Annotated in this window: 17 protein-coding genes and 2 pseudogenes; 14 read left to right on the forward strand and 5 right to left on the reverse strand. The window is 71.0% G+C overall.

The features are described 5' to 3' along the window. Positions 1–38: 38 nt before the first annotated feature. A complete protein-coding gene (locus FHX80_RS18425; protein WP_145765168.1) occupies positions 39–1,292 on the reverse strand; it encodes a helix-turn-helix domain-containing protein in 1,254 nt (417 codons plus the stop codon). A gap of 125 nt (positions 1,293–1,417) precedes the next feature. On the opposite strand from FHX80_RS18425, the gene FHX80_RS18430 reads away from it, so the two are divergent. Then, on the forward strand, positions 1,418–3,103 hold the full coding sequence (locus tag FHX80_RS18430) for a cell division protein PerM (RefSeq protein ID WP_244318600.1): 1,686 nt from the start codon (positions 1,418–1,420) through the stop codon (positions 3,101–3,103). On the opposite strand, the gene FHX80_RS18435 is transcribed toward FHX80_RS18430, so the two are convergent. Then, on the reverse strand, positions 3,093–4,121 hold the full coding sequence (locus tag FHX80_RS18435; protein WP_145765169.1) for a hypothetical protein: 1,029 nt from the start codon (positions 4,119–4,121) through the stop codon (positions 3,093–3,095). The genes FHX80_RS18430 and FHX80_RS18435 overlap by 11 nt on opposite strands. Before the next feature lie 368 nt (positions 4,122–4,489). Between FHX80_RS18435 and purN the strand changes: the two genes are divergently transcribed. After that, on the forward strand, positions 4,490–5,146 hold the full coding sequence (gene purN / locus FHX80_RS18440; protein ID WP_208764682.1) for a phosphoribosylglycinamide formyltransferase: 657 nt from the start codon (positions 4,490–4,492) through the stop codon (positions 5,144–5,146). Further along, positions 5,133–6,686: a bifunctional phosphoribosylaminoimidazolecarboxamide formyltransferase/IMP cyclohydrolase gene (gene purH, locus FHX80_RS18445; RefSeq protein ID WP_145765171.1), complete on the forward strand. Its 1,554-nt coding sequence runs from the start codon at positions 5,133–5,135 to the stop codon at positions 6,684–6,686. The genes purN and purH overlap by 14 nt, the downstream gene beginning before the upstream one ends. 162 nt (positions 6,687–6,848) lie before the next feature. Here the strand turns inward: purH and FHX80_RS18450 are convergent, their stop codons facing one another. Further along, positions 6,849–7,394, reverse strand: a complete 546-nt coding sequence (locus FHX80_RS18450) for an RDD family protein (RefSeq protein ID WP_145765172.1) — start codon at positions 7,392–7,394, stop codon at positions 6,849–6,851. 230 nt (positions 7,395–7,624) lie between these two features. Here FHX80_RS18450 and FHX80_RS18455 point away from each other — a divergent pair, with 230 nt between their 5' ends. The 4 genes from FHX80_RS18455 to FHX80_RS18470 all read left to right on the forward strand — a co-directional run bounded on the left by FHX80_RS18455 (position 7,625) and on the right by FHX80_RS18470 (position 11,915). Beyond that, entirely contained in the window at positions 7,625–8,491 is an 867-nt protein-coding gene (locus FHX80_RS18455; RefSeq protein WP_145765173.1) for a bifunctional methylenetetrahydrofolate dehydrogenase/methenyltetrahydrofolate cyclohydrolase, read from the forward strand. Positions 8,492–8,512: 21 nt separating this feature from the next. Further along, positions 8,513–9,154, forward strand: a complete 642-nt coding sequence (locus tag FHX80_RS18460; protein WP_145765174.1) for a DUF3017 domain-containing protein — start codon at positions 8,513–8,515, stop codon at positions 9,152–9,154. Between the two features lie 511 nt (positions 9,155–9,665). Further along, positions 9,666–10,730: a helix-turn-helix domain-containing protein gene (locus tag FHX80_RS18465; protein ID WP_145765175.1), complete on the forward strand. Its 1,065-nt coding sequence runs from the start codon at positions 9,666–9,668 to the stop codon at positions 10,728–10,730. Between the two features lie 195 nt (positions 10,731–10,925). After that, positions 10,926–11,915 carry a malate dehydrogenase gene (locus tag FHX80_RS18470; RefSeq protein WP_145765176.1) on the forward strand — a complete coding sequence of 330 codons (990 nt, stop codon included), beginning with the start codon at positions 10,926–10,928 and terminating at the stop codon, positions 11,913–11,915. 193 nt (positions 11,916–12,108) lie between these two features. On the opposite strand, the gene FHX80_RS18475 is transcribed toward FHX80_RS18470, so the two are convergent. Beyond that, positions 12,109–12,621, reverse strand: a complete 513-nt coding sequence (locus FHX80_RS18475; RefSeq protein WP_145765177.1) for a carboxymuconolactone decarboxylase family protein — start codon at positions 12,619–12,621, stop codon at positions 12,109–12,111. A 47-nt stretch (positions 12,622–12,668) separates the two neighbouring features. Between FHX80_RS18475 and pdxR the strand changes: the two genes are divergently transcribed. The 6 genes and pseudogenes from pdxR (at position 12,669) to FHX80_RS18510 (ending at position 17,768) form a co-directional block, all read left to right on the forward strand. Beyond that, on the forward strand, positions 12,669–14,072 hold the full coding sequence (gene pdxR / locus FHX80_RS18480; RefSeq protein ID WP_145765178.1) for a MocR-like pyridoxine biosynthesis transcription factor PdxR: 1,404 nt from the start codon (positions 12,669–12,671) through the stop codon (positions 14,070–14,072). Between the two features lie 125 nt (positions 14,073–14,197). Then, complete coding sequence (locus tag FHX80_RS18485) at positions 14,198–15,649, forward strand: amidase (protein WP_145765179.1); 1,452 nt, start codon at positions 14,198–14,200, stop codon at positions 15,647–15,649. A gap of 198 nt (positions 15,650–15,847) precedes the next feature. Next, entirely contained in the window at positions 15,848–16,366 is a 519-nt protein-coding gene (locus FHX80_RS18495; protein ID WP_167523568.1) for an SMI1/KNR4 family protein, read from the forward strand. A gap of 56 nt (positions 16,367–16,422) precedes the next feature. Further along, positions 16,423–16,689, forward strand: a pseudogene (locus FHX80_RS18500) (indole-3-glycerol-phosphate synthase TrpC); the annotation flags it as partial. A gap of 429 nt (positions 16,690–17,118) precedes the next feature. Beyond that, on the forward strand, positions 17,119–17,562 hold the full coding sequence (locus tag FHX80_RS18505; RefSeq protein ID WP_167523569.1) for a transposase: 444 nt from the start codon (positions 17,119–17,121) through the stop codon (positions 17,560–17,562). Then, the gene (locus FHX80_RS18510) at positions 17,559–17,768 is read left to right on the forward strand and encodes a DUF397 domain-containing protein (protein ID WP_145765183.1); all 210 of its coding nucleotides are present in this window, start codon (positions 17,559–17,561) and stop codon (positions 17,766–17,768) included. The genes FHX80_RS18505 and FHX80_RS18510 overlap by 4 nt, the downstream gene beginning before the upstream one ends. 364 nt (positions 17,769–18,132) lie before the next feature. Here the strand turns inward: FHX80_RS18510 and FHX80_RS18515 are convergent, their stop codons facing one another. Next, the gene (locus FHX80_RS18515) at positions 18,133–18,924 is read right to left on the reverse strand and encodes a class I SAM-dependent methyltransferase (RefSeq protein WP_145765184.1); all 792 of its coding nucleotides are present in this window, start codon (positions 18,922–18,924) and stop codon (positions 18,133–18,135) included. A gap of 227 nt (positions 18,925–19,151) precedes the next feature. Between FHX80_RS18515 and FHX80_RS18520 the strand changes: the two are divergent. Beyond that, positions 19,152–19,271: pseudogene (locus FHX80_RS18520) on the forward strand (AraC family transcriptional regulator); the annotation flags it as partial. Positions 19,272–19,663: the final 392 nt, after the last annotated feature.

Raw genomic sequence — 19,663 nt, forward strand, 5'->3', positions numbered from 1 at the left:
GGGGTTCGGGCCCGCGTCCTTGCGTAGGTCCTGCGGGCTCAGCCCGCTCGGGGAACCAGCCGGGCCGGACCGTGCACGAGCTCGCCGCCGAGCTTCTTCTGCAGCTTCTCGGTCTGCGGGGTCAGTTTCTGCGGACCCCCGAGCGGTGGCACCCCGCCGACCTGCTGCGCGGGCGACCGGGGTGGCTCGTACTTTCTCGGGGCCGTGGCCAGGGCGATCAGCGTCAGGCCGATCAGCAGCACGGTGAACGCGATGGCCGCCCGCGTCCAGAGCTGTGCCTTGCGCTCGCTGCACGTACGGATCAGCTCCGGGACCGGCAGCGAGGACGCGGGCTGGGCGAGGGCGAGGGCGCCGAGGCGTTCGTGCAGCAGTGCGGACTGCTCGGCCGGTGTCGACGGCTCCGCGAACTCGGGCACGCGCTCGGCGACGGCCGCCCGAGCGGTCATCAGCCGCCCCGCCGCCGCCGGAGTGCTCGCCTCTGTCTCCGCCGCGGTCTCCGGCAGCCCCAGCCCGACACCGTCGTGGAGCAGCAGCGTGCGACGGTACGAGGGCGGCAGGGCCAGCATCGCGTCGAGCAGCGCACGGGGGCCCGGCGCCTCGGGCGGCGGGTCGAGGTGCCGGTGTTCGCGGCGGAACCGGTGCCACGGCGCCATCGCGTGATCGTAGGCGGCGGCCCGTACCCAGCCCACCGGGTCACGGTCCACGGCGACCTCCGGCCAGCGCTGCCAGGCGAGGCCGAAGGCCTTGCCGACGGCCTCGCGGGAGAGGCCGCGGCGGCCGGTCAGCAGATAGGTCTGGCGGAACAGTGCGGCCGCGCTGTGCCGGTACAGGGCGTCGAACGCCTCGGCGGCCGAGGGCCCGGCCTCGATCTCGGCATCAGTCTCGGAAGCCGCAGAGGCCGCAGAAGCAGCAGGATCTGCAGGAGCCGTAGTGGCCGGAGCGGCCGCAGCGGCCACGGACCCCGAACCGGTGTCACGGCCGGAACCGGCAGTGGGGGCGGTCTTGGGCGGCGCCCCGGCAGCCCGTGCGGCGTCATCCGTTGACCATTTGTTCGGGGCACCCGGCGTGAGTGCGTCGGCGTCACCGGTTCCGATCAGCCTGGCGTACGCCTCGCGCTTGCGCCCGCGCGGGCTGGTGCGGCCCGTCTCCCAGGCCCGGACCGTGGCGCGGGTGACCCCTACGGCCGCCGCGACCTGCTCCTCGCTCAGCGACTTCGCCTCCCGCAGCCTGCGAAGCTCCTTGGGCGGGGGGAGCGGATGGGCGGCTGCCGTGCCGGTCGTGCTCTGTGTCATGAGGGCTCCCCGCCCGGCCTGCACTGGGTAAAAAAGTACATAACCGTATATTGAGCGACACGGCCGTCATTCGCCCGTTACATCGAATAAGCGCGTGTCGTTGGCAGCATTGCGGCGTGACCCAAGTGACCGAACACAGCCCGTTGTTGTCGGCAGAGCGGACGCGGCCCGCCGTACTGGCCTCGGCGCTGCTGCGCGGGGTGCTTGCCGCGGGGCTCGGACTGGGCTCCGTCCTGGTGCTCGTCATGGTGCTGTGGATCAGCTCCCCGGCCTCCGACAGTGGTCCGGGCGAGGCCCTTCACACGGCTGCGGGCCTCTGGCTGCTGGCCCATGGCGCGGAACTGATCAGAACCGGCACGCTGACCGGGACCCCTGCCCCCATCGGTGTCGTTCCCCTGTTGCTCGGCGTCTTGCCGGTCTGGCTGGTGCACCGTGCGGTGAGGGACGTGCTGGAGCCCGACGAAGGGCGCGGCGCACCCTCGCCCCGGGGCGCGTTCGGCCTGGTGACGGGCGGATATTTGCTGGTCGGGGCGGTGGTGGCGCTCTACGCGCGAGGCGCCTCGCTGTCCGCCGAGCCGCTGTCCCTGCTGTTCCCGTCGGCCTTCGTGGTGGCGGGCGCGGCGGCGGCCGGGGTGTGGACGGCCTCCGGGCGCCCGCTCGGACCGCCGCCTTTCTGGGCGCCGGTGCGGCTGCACGAGGCGATGGCCCGCTCCCGGTTCGCGCGGCGGGCGGAGGTGGTGGGCCGGTCCGCGGCGGCCGGGGTGACGGTTTTGCTGGGTGGGGGTGCGCTGGTGGTCGCGGCGGCGCTGGTGTGGCACGCGAATCCGGTGCAGGAGTCGTTCCTGCGGCTCTCCGGCGACTGGGCCGGGAGGTGGGCGGTGCTGTTCCTCGCGCTGCTGCTGGTGCCGAACGCGGCGGTGTGGGGCGCGGCGTACGGGCTCGGGTCCGGGTTCGCGCTCGGTACGGCGTCCACGGTCACCCCGGGCGCCTTCGCGGGCCGCCCGGCGCTGCCGGACTTCCCGCTGCTGGCCGCGATGCCGGCCGAGGGCGCGGGTTCGCCGCTGAACTGGGCGGCCTCGGCGGTCCCGGTCGCGGCGGCGCTGACGGTCGCCTGGTTCACCGCACGACGGGCGGCGCCCGCCCAGGGTGCGCGCGAGGGCGCGTGGAGCCGGCGGGAGACCGCGTTCACGGCCGCGCTGGGAGCGGTGGGGTGCGGGATCGGCACCGCGCTGCTGGCGGCGGCGGCCGGGGGACCGCTGGGGACCCGGGCACTGGCGGAGTTCGGGCCCGTGTGGTGGCTGACGGGGGCCGCGGCCCTGGCGTGGACGGCCGCGCTCGGAGTCCCGGCGGCACTGTTGCTGCGGGCCTGGCGGCTGCGCGGACGTATCGCACCCGAGCAGCCGACTGCCGGGGCGACGGCCGGACCGGACAGCACCGACGGGACGAAAAAGGACGAGGCGAAAGAGCCGGAAGCGGCGGTGGTGGCGCCCGGACCCGGAGAACCGGGGGAGGGGGCCACGCCCACCGGCCGCAGGTGGTGGCCGTGGCGGAGCCGTCGAAAGGCGGAACCGGACGGCCCGAACGCCGAAACGGACCCCGTACCCGGCCCCGCACCCGTACCTGGGCACGGCCCCGCACCCGCACACACGCCTGTGCCCGTGTCCGTGTTCGGCCGGGGCGACCCAGCCGACGAGGACATCGAGCTGTACGACTTCCTGCCGGCCGGTCCCTGGCGCGCGAGTGCGGTCGACGAACGGGCGGACCGGTCGGCGGAGGCCGGACCGGTCCGCCCGCCGGACGTTACTTCTTGACGCCGAAGAGGGGTTCCAGCGGCTTGGGCAGCAGATCGTTGCAGGACAGCTGGCCCGACTTGGTGAGGGCGTCGTTCACGCAGGTGTAGTAGTCGCGGTAGACCAGCTGCACCGTGAACGACGTAGCGACGATCGACAGAGCGATCAGCGCCGTCACCAGACCGCTGACCGCGGCCGTCGTCTGCTGCCGGCTCCCGCGCTGCGCGAACGCGGTGCCCGGCACACCCGGTGCCGCGGGGGATCCCGGGGCGTGGACGGACCCGGTGGACTGCCCCTCACCGGCCACTCCCTGAGCCGAACCCGAACCCGAAGATGAACCCGAACCCGAAGACGCGGCCGAACCCGAACCCGAAGCCGCAGCCGATCCGGCCGTATCCCCTGCCGCGGACGGGTCCTTCGGCTTGGCCCGGAGCGCGCTGATCGACCAGTAGGTCGCGAGCGCGCCCAGCAGCAGGGCGATCTCCGGCAGATCGAAGATCGCGAAGAAGAAGGCCCACATACCGGCGAGCAGCGAGTAGCGCGCCCGGCGCTGGACGGGGTCCGTCGGGTCCCAGCGCGTACCGCCGGACTTGCCGCCCTCCGGGCCGCCACGGCCGCCGCCCTGTCCGTTCGGCCCTGCGGGTCCGGCGGGCCGCCCGCCGAAGCCGCCGCTCTGGCGTCCGGGCTGGTGGCTGCTCCACTGACTGCCCCAGACGGGGCGGTCGTCGGGGGAGCCGCCCTCGGGCGCATCCCCGCCGTCCCCGTTGTTCTCACCGCTGCCGTTGGTGCCGTTCGTACCGCTGTTGACCGGCCGGCGCGGCTGCCACGGCTGGTCGGGGCGGTTCTCCGGCGGCGGCGCGAAGGGGTTGTCGTCCTTGCGTCCGGCTCCCGAGGACCCGGAGGACCCGGACGGCGAAGGTGAAGAAGAGGAGGAGGAAGAAGAGGAGCCCGGCGTGGGGGACTGGCGCTCCCGCATCAGCAGTGAGGCCCGCTCGGGCAGCGGGTGGCGGAAGGCGGTGCGGCGGCGTCGGTCCGGCATATGGTGAACGTCTTCCCCATCTCGTCATTTCCGCCCTGTGGGACGGTTCGCTGTCCCCTGACGCTACCTCCCAGCGACGAGGGGCCGAAAGCGGGGAGTACGGGCGTCGTGGCCGGCATCTGCCGCCCGGAGTGCGCGCCACCGCATGAGCCGGAGCGCCACCGGTCCCTCACCCCCGTCACACAAGGGCCTCGGGAGGTGCCGGTATCGTTGCTGACGGTCGGCTCGTTCGTAGAGTTCCCCGTATCGGGGGGCGTGATTCTTTCGTATGACCGTACAAACGACATGGCCGCCGTGCCGCTGCTCCCGCGATGTGGCAGGCGGTGCGGCCGCTTCGAACTGCTCCACACGTGAGAAAGGGCCCAGCCGTGGCCTCCCCGCTCTCCTCTGCCGCTCCGGCCCGACTGGTCGTGCTGGTCTCCGGTTCCGGTACGAACCTCCAAGCGCTGCTCGACGCGATCGGCGACGACCCCGAGGGGTACGGCGCCCAGGTCGTGGCGGTCGGTGCGGACCGCGACGGCATCGCCGGTCTGGAGAGGGCCGAACGGGCCGGAGTCCCCACTTTCGTGTGCCGGGTCAAGGACCACGCGTCACGGGTGGAGTGGGACGCCGCGCTCGCCGCGGCCACCGCCGCGCACCGCCCGGACCTCGTCGTCTCCGCCGGGTTCATGAAGATCGTGGGCAAGGAGTTCCTCGCCGGGTTCGGCGGCCGGTTCATCAACACCCACCCCGCCCTGCTCCCCAGCTTTCCCGGTGCCCACGGCGTGCGTGACGCGCTCGCGTACGGCGTGAAGGTCACCGGGTGCACCGTCCACTTCGTCGACGACGGCGTCGACACCGGTCCGATCATCGCGCAGGGCGTGGTCGAGGTGACCGAAGAGGACACCCCGGAGGGCGAAGCCGCTCTCCATGAACGCATCAAGGAAATCGAGCGCAAGCTGCTCGTCGAGGCCGTGGGTCGGCTCGCCCGTGACGGCTATCGCATTGAGGGACGAAAGGTTCATCTCGATCATGTCGGTGAATAAGCCCATCCGCCGCGCCCTGGTCAGTGTCTACGACAAGACGGGGCTCGAAGACCTCGCCCGCGGTCTGCACGAGGCCGGTGTCGAGCTGGTCTCCACCGGCTCCACCGCCGGGAGGATCGCGGCCGCCGGAGTGCCGGTCACCAAGGTCGAGGAGCTCACCGGCTTCCCCGAGTGCCTGGACGGCCGCGTCAAGACGCTGCACCCGCGCGTCCACGCCGGCATCCTGGCCGACCTCCGTCTGGACGCGCACCGCGAGCAGCTCGCCGAGCTGGGCGTGGAACCGTTCGACCTGGTGGTCGTCAACCTCTACCCGTTCAAGGCGACCGTCGCCTCCGGCGCCTCGGCCGACGAGTGCGTGGAGCAGATCGACATCGGCGGCCCCTCGATGGTCCGCGCCGCCGCCAAGAACCACCCGTCGGTGGCCGTCGTCACCAGCCCCGAGCGGTACGCCGACGTGCTGACCGCGGTCGCGGCGGGCGGCTTCGACCTGACCGCCCGCAAGCGGCTCGCCGCCGAGGCCTTCCAGCACACCGCCGCGTACGACGTGGCCGTCGCCTCCTGGTTCGCGGACGACTACGCCGCCGCCGACGACTCGGGCTTCCCCGACTTCTTCGGTACGACGTACGAGCGCCAGGACGTCCTGCGCTACGGCGAGAACCCGCACCAGCCCGCCGCGCTCTACACCTCCGGCACCGGCGGCCTCGCCGGTGCCGAGCAGCTGCACGGCAAGGCGATGTCGTACAACAACTACACGGACACCGACGCCGCGCGCCGGGCCGCGTACGACCACGCCGAGCCGTGCGTCGCGATCATCAAGCACGCCAACCCGTGCGGGATCGCGATCGCCGACGACGTCGCCGAGGCGCACCGCAACGCGCACGCCTGCGACCCGCTGTCGGCGTACGGCGGGGTCATCGCCGTCAACCGTCCGGTGACCGTCGCCATGGCCGAGCAGGTCGCGGAGATCTTCACCGAGGTCATCGTCGCCCCGGCGTACGAGGACGGCGCGGTCGAGGTCCTGTCCCGCAAGAAGAACATCCGCGTGCTGCGCTGCCCCGAGGCCCCGTCGGCCGAGGTCGAGGTCAAGCCGATCGACGGCGGCGCGCTGCTCCAGGTGACCGACCGCCTCCAGGCCGACGGCGACGACCCGGTCAACTGGACGCTCGCCGCCGGCGACGCGCTCTCCGCCGATGAGCTCAAGGAGCTCTCCTTCGCCTGGAAGGCGTGCCGCGCGGTCAAGTCCAACGCGATCCTGCTCGCCAAGGACGGTGCCTCGGTCGGCGTCGGCATGGGCCAGGTCAACCGCGTCGACTCCGCGAAGCTCGCCGTCGAGCGGGCGGGCGAGGAGCGGGCGCGGGGCGCGTACGCGGCCTCCGACGCCTTCTTCCCCTTCCCCGACGGGCTGGAGATCCTGACCGCGGCCGGTATCAAGGCCGTGGCACAGCCGGGCGGTTCGGTCCGGGACGAGCTGGCCGTCGAGGCCGCGAAGAAGGCGGGCGTGACGATGTACTTCACGGGCACCCGGCACTTCTTCCACTGAGCCGCTCGCACCACGGTACTGAGCCGCTCGCACCACGGTGCTGAGCCGCTGCACGGTGCTGAGCCGCTGCACGGTACTGAGCCGTGCGCACGGTACGACTGAGGGCCGTAACTCCACGCGGATCGCGCGGGGTTACGGCCCTCGGGTCTGTCTGCGAGCAGGTCAGCCGGTCTTGACGACCAGGGTCGAGCAGATCTTGTCGGCGAACGTCTGCTTCTTCGCGTCCCACGCGGGCCACAGCCAGCCGATGTAGCAGGCGATGCTGTCCACGAAGTGGGCGAGGTAACGGACGAACGCCATGCCGAAGCCCAGGGGCTGGCCGTCGGCCTCGCGCAGCAGGCTGATGCCGAGGGCCTTCTTGCCGATGAACTGCCCGGTGGTGCCCTCCTTGTACAGCTTGAAGAGGCCGAGTCCGATGCCGACGATGAGGCCGAGCATGGTTATCGCGGAGCCCGCGCCGCCGCCTATGCCGGCACCGATGCCGATGAGGACGCCGTACGGGATGGCGATGATCACGCCGTCGATCAGCAGGGCGGCGAACCTGCTCCACCAGCCGGCGAACTGCGGCTGGGCGCCATAGCCGGGCTGGCCCTGCGGCGGCATGCCGGGGGTCTGCGGGTAGCCGTAGCCGGGCTGGCCCTGCGGCGGCTGGCCGGGCTGCTGCCCATAGGGGTTGTTCGGGTTCGGGTTCGGGTCGCCGAAGCTCATCTGGGGTGTTCCTCCAACGGACGTACGGGGACGAATGCGGCCGCACGGAGGAAAGAAAACGTCAGCGGTCCGCCCCCCGGGTACTTCTGCGGCACTGCGTTCTTCATGGTTATAAGCGCACCATAAGTTTGTCCAGTTACCGGTACGTGAAGTTGTCCAATTGCAACCTTGTGTCCATTACGGGCACCGGGAATTGGTCCGCGGGTGGGGTCATCCGCGAGAATGCCCCCATGACTGCCCAGATTCTCGATGGCAAGGCCACCGCAGCCGCGATCAAGTCCGATCTCACCGTCCGCGTGGCGGCCCTCAAGGCCCGGGGTGTCACCCCCGGCCTCGGAACCCTGCTGGTGGGGGACGACCCGGGCAGCAGGTGGTACGTGAACGGCAAGCACCGCGACTGCGCGGAGGTCGGCATCGGCTCCATCCAGCGCGAACTCCCCGACACCGCCACCCAGGAGGAGATCGAGGACGTCGTACGGGAGCTCAACGCCGATCCCGAGTGCACGGGTTACATCGTGCAGCTCCCCCTGCCCAAGGGGATCGACACCAACCGCGTCCTCGAACTGATGGATCCGGCCAAGGACGCCGACGGCCTGCACCCGATGAACCTCGGCCGGCTCGTGCTCAACGAGACGGGCCCGCTGCCCTGCACCCCGCAGGGTGTCGTGCAGTTGCTCCGCCACCACGGTGTGGAGATCAACGGGGCGCATGTCGTGGTCGTCGGGCGCGGTGTCACCATCGGCCGGTCGATCCCGCTGCTGCTGACCCGTAAGTCCGAGAACGCCACGGTCACCCAGTGCCACACCGGTACTCGTGACCTCTCCGCCCAGCTGCGGCAGGCCGACATCATCGTGGCCGCCGCCGGTGTGCCGCACATCATCAAGCCCGAGGACGTGAAGCCGGGCGCGGCCGTGCTCGATGTCGGCGTCAGCCGGGACGAGAACGGCAAGATCGTCGGCGATGTCCACCCGGGGGTGGCCGAGGTCGCCGCGTGGATCTCACCGAACCCGGGCGGTGTCGGCCCGATGACCCGCGCCCAGTTGCTCGTCAACGTGGTCGAGGCCGCCGAACGCGACTCCGCCCCGTCCGCAGGCTGATCAGATCCGGAAGGAACCCCCATGGGTGCTGGTACGAGTCCGGCCGACCGGGCCGCCGCCGCTGCGGACGGACCGGCCGCCGAGCAGGCCGAGGGCGCGGCCGAGGCTCCGGCCGATGACGCGGTCGATGCCCCGGCCGCAGGGGCGCCGGTCGAAGGAGGGCCGGCGGCTTCGGGCGATGGCGCGGCAGAGGCCCCGGACGACGCGTCGGCCGGCCGCACCGGCAGTCACCCGGCACCCGGAACCGCCGCGACCACCGCGGCGGGCCGGTCGCGGAAGGCGCCCTTGTTCACCCAGGACACCGCGCGTCCCGAGGGCGGCGGCCGGGCGGCGGGCGGGGACGCTCCGGCCCCCGCCCGTCAGTGGCCGTTGCTCGCGGTGCTCTGCACGGCCGGCATCGGCCTGCTGATCGTGGCCACCGACCCCTTCGAGGGAGCCTTCAGGATCGGCACGATACTGATCGGTGTGGCGCTCATCGGGGGCGCGGTGCTCCGCCTCCTGGTCCCCTCGGTGGGCATGCTCGCGGTGCGTTCCCGCTTCACCGACCTGGTGACGTACGGACTGCTGGGCGTCCTCATCGTGATGCTCTCGTTGATGGCGCAGCCCAGCCCGTGGCTGGACATCCCGTTCCTGGAGAACGCGGTCCACTTCACGATCCGCTGAACCGGTGCGGCCGCACCGGATCACTGAACCGGTGCGGCCGCACCGGACCGTGGAACCGGTGTCCGTCCCCTCCCCCGAGGAGGGACGGACGCCGGGGACGGGGCACACCGGAGCGAAAAGCTCCGGAATGTGGCGACTTGAGCGGCCTTGCCCCGTCCTGACTCCAGCCTTGTCGTCGGGGCGCGCCTGATCAAGGGATGGCTGTGGCCTGTGGCACGGAAGTGACCATTCCGCCACGGTGTGATCGTCACGCAACGATGGCAGACTGGCCGGACCGGCGGCAGACGAGCAGGCGGGGCGAGGCGAAGGCGCGCGAGGGTGCGCGCCGGACTTCCGAGTGCGACCGTGCGCTCCCGCCCCAGGAACTGGCAGTCTGCGTTCGCACATCCACCTGGGTAGTCCGGAACGGAGGACCACCGGTTCCGGACCGGGGCAGGGCGGTGTGCGATGTGCCGGGCAGGTCCGGGGGCAGCGGAAGCCGAAACGAAGTGAGTGGAAGCAGGGGGAAGTAATGCCTCGTTGGAAGGCACTGCCGGAGGAACTCGACCCACAGATCCGGGAATTCGCCGGCCAGCTGCGCAGACTCGTCGACCGCAGTGGCCTGAGCGTCGCCGCGCTGGCCGACCGTACGGGATACAGCAAGACGTCATGGGAGCGGTACCTGAACGGGCGGCTGCTCGCCCCCAGGGGGGCCATAGCCGCGCTGGCCGAGGTGACGGGCACCAATCACGTACACCTGAGCACCATGTGGGAGCTGGCGGAACGGGCCTGGAGCCGTGCCGAGATGCGCCACGACATGACGATGGAAGGCATCCGGATAGTCCAGGCGCGGGAGGCACTCGGCGAGACCGGGCAGCAGTCGCGCGGTCACGGCAGGAGCCGCCCCTCCGGCGGTGCCGGCATGGCCGAGGGCGGGGCGGGCGCGAGCGGCGGGGGCCACGCTCCGTCCGTACCGGTCCAGCGCGGGACTGTGCCGCAGCAGCCGCAGGCCTGGCCGAACGCGCCGATGGGTGCGGGGCCCGGCCTGCCGCCCGCGCATCGCGGCGGTGACGGTGGCCGGAGCCGGGGCCGTGACGGCGGCCGCCGTAAACCGTTCGTGATCGCGGCGGCCGTGGTGGGCGCCCTGCTGGTGGTGACCGGTGCGGTGCTGTTGACCGGTTCGGGCGGTGACCCCGACGGCGACAAGGCGGCCGCCCCTTCCCCGACACCGACGACCAGTGCGCCGAAGCTGCCGGCCGGGGTCGGGTGCAGCGGCTCCGACTGCGCCGGGCAGGACCCCGAGGACATGGGCTGCGGCGGCGAGTACGTCCGTACGGTCTCCAGCGTCACCGTCGGCGGAAGCCTCGTCGAGGTGCGCTACAGCGAGACCTGTGCGGCGGCGTGGGCCCGGATCACCAAGGCGACCACCGGCGACACCATTCGGATCAGCGCGGGCGGGGCGGGGCAGGACGGCACGGTGTCCGCCTCGGCGGACACGTACACCCCGATGGTCGCCGTGAAGCGGGTCGCCGACGTCAAGGCGTGCGCCACCCTCGCCACCGGCACGAAGGGGTGCACGACCGAAGCGACCGGCTGAGCCGGTGACCGGTTGAGTCGACGAACGGGGTGAGCGGGGAGTGACCGGTTGTGTGCGGTGCCACAGGGGGCTGGGCAGCCGCGGGGTTCCGGGTCGGATAGCCTGATCGCTGGATATCTCTTCACATCAAGATTCAGGGATGTCCAGCACCAGGGGCCAGGAGCCCTCACCGCCAGCTGTCTAACGGAGATCGCCATGACCCGCACTCCCGTGAATGTCACCGTGACCGGCGCAGCCGGCCAGATCGGCTACGCGCTGCTCTTCCGCATCGCCTCCGGCCACCTGCTCGGCCCGGACGTGCCGGTCAATCTGCGTCTCCTGGAGATCCCGCAGGGTCTGAAGGCCGCCGAGGGCACCGCGATGGAGCTCGACGACTGCGCCTTCCCGCTGCTGCGCGACATCGAGATCACCGACGACGCCAATGTCGGCTTCGCCGGCGCGAACGTCGCCCTGCTCGTCGGCGCCCGCCCGCGCACCAAGGGCATGGAGCGCGGCGACCTGCTCTCCGCCAACGGCGGCATCTTCAAGCCGCAGGGCAAGGCGATCAACGACAACGCCGCGGACGACATCAAGGTCCTCGTCGTCGGCAACCCGGCCAACACCAACGCGCTCATCGCGCAGGCCGCCGCCCCGGACGTACCGGCCGAGCGCTTCACCGCGATGACCCGGCTGGACCACAACCGCGCGATCTCGCAGCTGGCCGCCAAGACCGGTGCTGCCGTCTCCGACATCAAGAAGCTGACGATCTGGGGCAACCACTCGGCCACCCAGTACCCGGACATCTTCCACGCGGAGATCGCCGGCAAGAACGCCGCCGAGCTCGTCAACGACGAGGCGTGGCTGGGCGACACCTTCATCCCGACCGTCGCCAAGCGCGGCGCCGCGATCATCGAGGCCCGTGGCGCGTCCTCGGCCGCCTCCGCCGCGAACGCCGCCATCGACCACGTGCACACCTGGGTCAACGGCACCGCCGCCGGCGACTGGACGTCCATGGGTATCCCGTCGGACGGCTCCTACGGCGTCCCCGAGGGCATCATCTCGTCGTTCCCGGTCACCACGGAGAACGGCACGTACAAGATCGTCCAGGGCCTGGACATCAACGAGTTCTCCCGTGCGCGCATCGACGCGTCGGTGAAGGAGCTCACCGAGGAGCGCGACGCGGTCCGCGAGCTCGGCCTCATCTGATCCGTTCGGCCTGATCGGTTCGGCCTGATCCGTTCGGTCTTCACCCGTTCGGTCTTCACCCGTTCGCGAGTACGCCTCCGCCCCCGGCAACTGTCAGTCGCTGCCGGGGGCGTGGTGTTTCCCGTACGGGCCGCGGTCAGGCGCTCCGCGGCCCGTCCGCGGTCCTGCGGGACGGGCGTACGGGGGCGGCCGGTCAGCTGTGGACGTCGCCGGGGGTGTAGTGGCCCGGGACCATACGGGTGGTCACGGCGAACCGGTTCCAGGCGTTGATCGTGATGATCGCGGCGATGAGGTGGGCGAGCTCCGTCTCGTCGAAGTGCTTCGCGGCCTTCGCGTACACCTCGTCCGGCACGAAACCGTCGGTCAGGACGGTCACCGCCTCGGTCAGCTCGATCGCCGCGATCTCCTTCGGCGTGTAGAAGTGCTGCGACTCCTCCCATGCGCTGAGCTGCATGATCCGCTGGGCGGACTCACCCGCCGCGAGGGCGTCCTTGGTGTGCATGTCGAGGCAGAACGCGCAGTGGTTGAGCTGCGAGGACCGGATCTTCACCAGTTCGGCCACGACCGGGTCGAGCCCCTTGCGGGACGCGGCTTCCAGGCGGGCCATCGCCTTGTAGACCTCGGGTGCGTGCTCGCTCCACTGCATGCGGGGCGTGTGCTCGGTGGTGTACTCGGAGGTTGCGTGGCTGTGCGCGTTCGTCGTCATGGATACGACGCTACGCGCTGAGTGGCGCAGCGGTATGGTCCATTTGCATGACAGATGCCTGGGCCACTTTCGGTGCCGACCTGCACATCGACCCGGCCGGCGCCACCGGACTGCGGGCCGGCCTCATCGACGCCCTGCGCGAGGCGGCCCGGACGGGCCGGCTGGCACCGGGGACCCGGCTGCCGTCGTCCCGCACCCTGGCGGCCGACCTCGGCATCGCCCGCAACACCGTCGCCGACGCCTACGCGGAACTGGTCGCCGAGGGCTGGCTCACCGCCCGGCAGGGCTCCGGCACCCGGGTCGCGCAGCGCGCCGAACCCCGCCGGGCTGCCACCAGGGTCCCGCGTTCCCGGCAGCCCCGCACCAGCCCCGCCTACAGCCTGCTGCCCGGCTCGCCCGACCTGGCGACGTTCCCCCGCGCCGCGTGGCTCAAGGCGGCCCGGCGGGCCCTCACCGCCGCACCCAACGACGCCTTCGGCTACGGCGATCCGCGCGGCCGCGTCGAACTGCGCACCGCGCTCGCCGGCTATCTGGCACGGGCCCGCGGCGTGTACGCGGACCCCGAACGCATCGTCGTCTGCTCCGGCTTCCTCCACGGTCTGACGCTGATGGCGAAGGTGCTGCGGGAGCGCCGGGTACGGGAAGTGGCCGTCGAGTCGTACGGGCTGGATGTGCACACACGCCTGCTCACCGAGGCCGGGATGCGCATACCCTGCCTGCCGCTCGACGAGTTCGGCTCCCGGACCGGCGAACTCCACCGCATGCGGAGCGCGGGCGCGGTGCTGCTGACCCCCGCGCACCAGTTCCCGACCGGGGCGCCGCTCCACCCCGACCGGCGGGCCGCGGCGGTCGACTGGGCCCGTTCCACCGGCGGCCTGATCCTGGAGGACGACTACGACGGGGAGTTCCGCTACGACCGCCAGCCGGTCGGCGCACTCCAGGGACTGGACCCCGAGCGCGTCGTGTACCTGGGCACGACCAGCAAGTCCCTGGCACCGGGGCTGCGGCTGGGCTGGATGGTGGTGCCGCGGTCGCTGGTCGGCGAGGTCACCGCGGCGAAGGGACCGAGCGACTGGGCGTCCAGCGCGCTGGACCAGCTGACGCTCGCGGAGTTCATCGCCTCCGGCGCGTACGACCGGCATGTGCGTGCCATGCGGCTGCGCTACCGCAACCGCCGCGACCAGCTCGTCGCGGCGCTGGCCGAACGGGCCCCGTCCATCGAGGTCAGCGGCATCGCCGCCGGGCTGCACGCCGTGCTCGAACTCCCGGAGGGAAGCGAGGCGGACGTGGTCCGGTCGGCGGCCTGGCAGGGGCTGGTGGTGCAGGGGCTGTCCTTCTTCCGCCACCCGGACGCCGAGGTGCGACGCGAGGCCCTGGTCATCGGCTACGGAACCCCGACCGACAGCGCCTGGGCCGGCACGCTGGACGCGCTCGTGCGGGTGCTGCCGTGAGATGACCTCTGTGTGGACCTCAGCGCACGGCGGGCCGGGCTGGGATTCTGCCGTGGGAAGGCGTCCGTCCCGTTGCGCGAAGTTGTGCTTTGTGGCCTGCTCAAGGGGCCGTTACGGTCGAAATCATGGAGTGGAGTTTTCGAACGGCGGAAGAACTCACGGCTGCTTTACGCGCCGGTGAAGTGACCTCGGTGGAACTGACCGACGAGGCGATCACCCGTATCGAGCGGGACGACAAGGCGATCAACGCGATCTGTGTGCCGGACTTCGACCGCGCACGGGCCGCCGCGCGCGGCGCCGACCAGGCGCGTTCCCGCGGCGAGGACCGGCCGCTGCTCGGCATCCCGGTGACGGTCAAGGAGTCCTACAACATCGCCGGGCTGCCCACGACGTGGGGCATGCCGCAACACCGGGACCATGTGCCGGACGAGGACGCGGTACAGGTGTCGCGGCTCAGGGCCGCCGGCGCGGTGGTGCTCGGCAAGACCAATGTGCCCTTGGGGCTGCAGGACATCCAGAGCTTCAACGAGATCCACGGCACCACCAACAACCCGTGGGACCACGGCCGCACGCCGGGCGGATCCTCCGGCGGATCGGCGGCGGCCCTGGCGTGCGGGTTCGGCGCGCTGTCCATCGGCTCCGACCTCGCCGGTTCGTTGCGCACCCCCGCGCATTTCTGCGGTGTCTACGCGCACAAGCCGACACTCGGGCTGGTGGCCAACCGCGGTATGGTCGCGCCGTCCGCACCGGCCCTGCCGGTCGATCTCGACCTCGCCGTCGTCGGTCCGATGGCGCGCAGCGCCCGCGACCTCACGCTCCTGCTCGACGTCATGGCCGGTCCGGATCCATTGACGTTCGGCGTGGCGCACCACTTGAGGTTGCCGCCCGCGCGCCACGAACGGCTTCGCGACTTCAGGGTCTTGGTCCTCGACGAGCATCCGCTCATTGCGACCGGGTCGGCGGTGCGGGCGGGCGTGAACCGAGTGGCCGACGCGCTGGTCGACGGCGGCGCCCACGTCGAACGGCACAGTCCGCTGCTGCCCGATCTGGCCGAGGCCGGGACGCTCTACAGCCAGTTGCTGGTCTCGGGCTCCGTCGCGCGTTTTCCCGTCGAATCGTACGACCGGCTGCGGACCCGTGCCGCCGGTCTGAGCGCGGACGACCGGAGTCTCGACGCGGCACGGCTGCGCGCCATGGTGTTCAGCCACCGCGACTGGCTCCAGGCGAACAACCGCCGTGAACTGCACCGTCACGGCTGGCGGCAACTGTTCGCCGAGTTCGATGCCGTGGTGTGCCCGATCACGCCCACTCCGGCGTTCCCGCACGACCACACCCCCAATCCGATGGAACGCCGGATCGACATCGAGGGCGCCGAGTACCCTTACTTCGACCAGCTCGTCTGGGCCGGTCTGCCCACGATGCCCGGCCTGCCCGCCACCGCCGTACCGGCGGGCCGGTCCCCCGAGGGTCTGCCGGTGGGAGTGCAGCTCATCGGGCCGATGTTCGAGGACCGCACCCCGCTGCGGCTGGCCGAACTGCTTGAGCGGGAGATCGGCGGCTTCCGGGCACCGGAGTAGGGCGTACGACCGGGTGTGCGTCGAGGGAGTTCCGCCACCCGGACATCTGGGCCGTGCACGCGGTCGAGTGCGGAATCAACCGCCTCAAGAGCCACCGAGCCGTCGCTACCAGGTGCGACGGACTCGCTGTCCGCTGTGAGGCAACTGTCCGGGAGAGGGATGACCATGGGGGATGTGCGGCCGGCGTGGCAGCGATTGGTGGACTGGCTGGAGACGAATGCACCGGCGACCGCGTCGTCGGTCCTCGCTCCCGCCACGCCGGCAGCGATCACCGCGGCCGAGGAGCGCATGGGCGTCGGTTTCCCGGTTGAGCTTCGGACGTGGCTCCTGGCATCCGGGGCCGACAACGGCCCTGTTGGTGTCACGGAAGGGGTCGTGCCCGGCAACCGCGATGTGCTGGGACTGGCGGCCATGGAGCGGACGTACCACTTCAAGAGGGAGATCGAGCGCGACGACCCGTCCGACGATCCGGAGTTTCCCTTCTGGCACGAGCAGTGGATTCCGATCGTCTCGGACGATGATGCCTGTTACGGCATGTTCCTGGATGTGCGCAGCGGCCGGATCGGTTCGTTCGGCGATGGTGATGCGCCGTCCTTCGGAGTTCACGAGTCACTGACTGCTCTGTTCAGCGAGACGGCCGTCCTCATGGAGCAGATTTCCGCGGGGGCGCAGCGCGCTGCGGGACGTGTTCAGGACGGCAGGCTCATCTGGGACTGAGGGCCGGCGTACGCATGTGCGCCCGTGGTGCCGACCGGCACCACGGGCCCACATGCGTCATCGGCGTCAACGCCCGCAACCTGAAGACCCTCCACGTCGACCGGGACACCTTCGCCAAGGTCGCCCCTTCGATCCCGGATCACATCGTCAAGGTCGCGGCCTCCGCGGTGCGCGGCCCGCAGGACCTGATCGCCTACGCCGACCACGGCGCGGACGCGGTCCTGGTCGGCGAGGCCCTGGTCACTGGCCCCGACCCCAGGACGGCCGTCGCGGACCTGGTGGCCGCGGGTATCCGTCCCTCCATGCGCCAAAGCCAGGACTGACACCCGCTCCGACTTCCGCCTCCACCCCGCGGATCGCGCGGCGGCGGTCAGTTCCGGACCGTTGACGGCCGGGCGGCAGTCGCGAAGTCCCGGGTGAGGCCGTAAGGACTTGTCCCGATGTCGGAGTCCGTTCGACGTAGGGTCTGCGAGGCGACGTGGGCGGCGCCGTCGGCTCGGCCGCCAGGGAGGGCATCTTGGAGCTGAACCCCACTTGCTGCTTCTGCTACCTGATCATTGATCTTGATCAGGACGAGGGGGCGACCGTACTCAGGCTCGGTGCGGTCGATCCGGCGGGGCGGTGACGTGCGGCAGCATGCCTACTCGCACTCAAGCTGCCTGCGCGAGCGAGTCCACCCGAGCATCGATCTCTGGTGGGAGTTCTGAGAGGGCAATAAGTCTTCCGCCGTTTTGGGTTAGTTGGATTGTGTGGTGATCGAGCCGCTGATCGCAGCGTGGAAGGCGCAGCATCCCTCGGGCTCCGGACATCAGGAGCGTTACAGGATGCGGGAGATCGTCAAAGCGCTGCGGTACCGGACCCGAACAGGCTGCCAGTGGGAACTGCTGCCACACGACCTGCCGCCGACCGGCGCGGTGCGCTACTACTTCGATGTCTGGAAGCGCGACGGACTCGATCGCTCATCGTTGGGTCTTCCGCTCCTGCCCGAGCGCACCGAAGGCACCCGCGCTGAGCTCAAACGCCTCGTTGGCCTCGGATTCCTCGACGAGACCGAACCAGGACTGTTCACACAGCCACGCCCGCAAACACACCCGCACCCGCCGACCGGCAACCCTGATCAGTCCCGGCCAGAGCCGGCGCCGGCCCCTCGACTCGGCGAAGCGAAACACCCGGGTGCGCGAAAGGGCACCCCGTGACGACCGAATCCCCCAGTTGGTTCAAGTCCTCGTACAGCGACAACGGCGGCACGTGCGTCGAGGTCGCCGCCAACCTCGTCGCCGCGCGCGGCATCGTCCCCGTCCGTGACTCCAAGTCCCCGGCCGGCCCAGTCCTGGACGTAGCTACCGGCTCGTTCGCCTCCTTCGTGGCGGGCGTCAAGGCCGGAGAGTTCGGCGCTGTCTGAGGGCCTGGGCCCGACACGTACCGATGCAGAGCGGCCCCGGCGCGCGGCGGGGCTTCCCGCCGGACACGGCGAACGTCCCGCCGCGACGCCGCAGAAGGCAGGGGTCTTCGACCGGCTGCACCGGGTCCTGCTCGCCGAGCTGAGCGCGGCCGGCGAACTCGACTGGTCCCGCCACCGGCCCGACGCCCTGCTCGGCGACAAGGGCAACGACTCCCACTCCAACCGCGACGCGCTGCGCGAACGCCGGATCCTGCCCGTCATCTCCCGCAAGGGGGCTCAGCGAAGTCAGTGGGGGGTCGGGCCGGCACAGCGCTCCGCTTGGCCATGCGGAGACACGGCCGTCTCGGCCGGCCCCACGGCTGGGTCAGCCCGGCTTGACCGCCAGCGTCGCAAAATAGTGCGACATGTATGGGGCGGACGCGTTGGACTGGTGCGGCGCTTCCGTGAAGCCGGTGAGGACGAACCCCGCGGCGAGTTGCCCGCTGATCTGGTCGGTGAGGGTGTGGCTGTATTCAAGAGCGGCATCCGCGCCGAACTTCGTGGCGCGTTCCTCGGCGGAGTACTGCGTGACATCGCTGTAGGGCAGCTTGTGCACGACGATCAGCTCGCCGCGCTCGTCGAGCGCCTCGTGGTCGAACAAGTACACATCAGGGTTGAGGAAGCCCGCGAGCAGAGTTCCGCCCGGTCGCAGGACACGGAAGCACTCACGCCACACCGCCGCCAAGTCTGGTACGAACAGGTTGGAGACCGGATGGAATACGACGTCGAATGCTGCGTCGCCGAAGGCGCTGAGGTCGCGCATGTCGCCCAGAACGGTGTGCAGAGCGAGTCCGTCGCGCGCCGCCACCATCTGGTCCTGGCCGAGCTGGCGGGGTGAGTTGTCGAATACGGTGACCCGCGCCCCTGCGGCGGCGAGGATCGGACCCTGCTGGCCACCGCCGGAGGCCAGGCACAACACGTCCTTGCCGGTCAGGTCCGTCGGCAGCCAGGAGCGGTCGACTGGCTCATGCCCGATGAGAACAATCGACCAGTCGCCCCTGCGGGCGCGCTCGACATCCTCAGCGCTCACCGGCCTCGACCACTCGTTGCCCTCTTGGACATATCTGTCCCAGGCTGCCCGATTATGGGCAACCGGGTCGACAACAATGTCCTGCACGTTCAACTCCCTGCTACAGCCGAGCGGGCACCTGCGGTACCGACAGTTCGGTGCCGCTAGCCAACACGATTGCAGGGTGCGGGCTCAACGAAATTAGCGGGCATCGAGTAGTCCACGGGCTCGACGGGTGGTCGCGCAGCGGGTGCGTAAGCGCTGGTTGCCGGGGGTGCGGAAGCCGTAGGCGTCGCGGGCGACTGTCTCGATGACCCGGTCGGAGCACTGGCTAGGCCGTCAGACGGTGCTGGGGCTTCGTGGACGCGACCCACTTCAGCAAGGTGTTCAAGCAGGCCTACGGCGTCTCGCCCAAGGCGTGGCGCGAACAGAGCCGGCCCACGACAGCGCCTTGAGCCAGCACGTACGTCGGCAACTCCCAAGGAGACCAGGCCTGTTCACCTGCCTGAACCGCGGGATCCGCGACTCTGCTCAGGCTACCCAGAAGCGAGCAGACACCGTATGCCCGGAGGGCTACGAGCCGTCCGGCCATGAGGTGGACCAGTCGTGGCGCGGTACCAGCGAAGAGAACCCCGTGCCCGGAGGCCGCGCCTGGTGCTCTGACCGGGAAGGCTCGCCGGGTGGGTGGGTCATTCGCGCTCGGAGGCGGCCGCGAGGTGGCGGCGGCAGGGGTCGGCCGCTGTGAGAGGGGGCTTGTGCGGGAGCCCAGCCGGCTCCTGTGGTGGGGCGGATACCGAGCGGGCCGTACTCGTCGAACGCGAACACGCGGTCCGGTAAGCGTCCCAGC

This window comes from Streptomyces brevispora, assembly GCF_007829885.1.
In the GTDB taxonomy this organism is placed as follows: Bacteria; Actinomycetota; Actinomycetes; order Streptomycetales; family Streptomycetaceae; genus Streptomyces; species Streptomyces brevispora.

Bases quoted from the DNA above. Each gene is read 5' to 3' on its own strand.
- FHX80_RS18455 (WP_145765173.1), top strand. From the start codon at position 7,625: ATGACTGCCCAGATTCTCGATGGCAAGGCCACCGCAGCCGCGATCAAG.
- FHX80_RS18450 (WP_145765172.1), bottom strand. From the start codon at position 7,394: ATGAGCTTCGGCGACCCGAACCCGAACCCGAACAACCCCTATGGGCAG.
- FHX80_RS18435 (WP_145765169.1), bottom strand. From the start codon at position 4,121: ATGCCGGACCGACGCCGCCGCACCGCCTTCCGCCACCCGCTGCCCGAG.
- FHX80_RS18475 (WP_145765177.1), bottom strand. From the start codon at position 12,621: ATGACGACGAACGCGCACAGCCACGCAACCTCCGAGTACACCACCGAG.
- FHX80_RS18485 (WP_145765179.1), top strand. From the start codon at position 14,198: ATGGAGTGGAGTTTTCGAACGGCGGAAGAACTCACGGCTGCTTTACGC.
- FHX80_RS18425 (WP_145765168.1), bottom strand. From the start codon at position 1,292: ATGACACAGAGCACGACCGGCACGGCAGCCGCCCATCCGCTCCCCCCG.
- FHX80_RS18465 (WP_145765175.1), top strand. From the start codon at position 9,666: ATGCCTCGTTGGAAGGCACTGCCGGAGGAACTCGACCCACAGATCCGG.
- FHX80_RS18470 (WP_145765176.1), top strand. From the start codon at position 10,926: ATGACCCGCACTCCCGTGAATGTCACCGTGACCGGCGCAGCCGGCCAG.
- purH (WP_145765171.1), top strand. From the start codon at position 5,133: ATGTCGGTGAATAAGCCCATCCGCCGCGCCCTGGTCAGTGTCTACGAC.
- pdxR (WP_145765178.1), top strand. From the start codon at position 12,669: ATGACAGATGCCTGGGCCACTTTCGGTGCCGACCTGCACATCGACCCG.
- FHX80_RS18460 (WP_145765174.1), top strand. From the start codon at position 8,513: ATGGGTGCTGGTACGAGTCCGGCCGACCGGGCCGCCGCCGCTGCGGAC.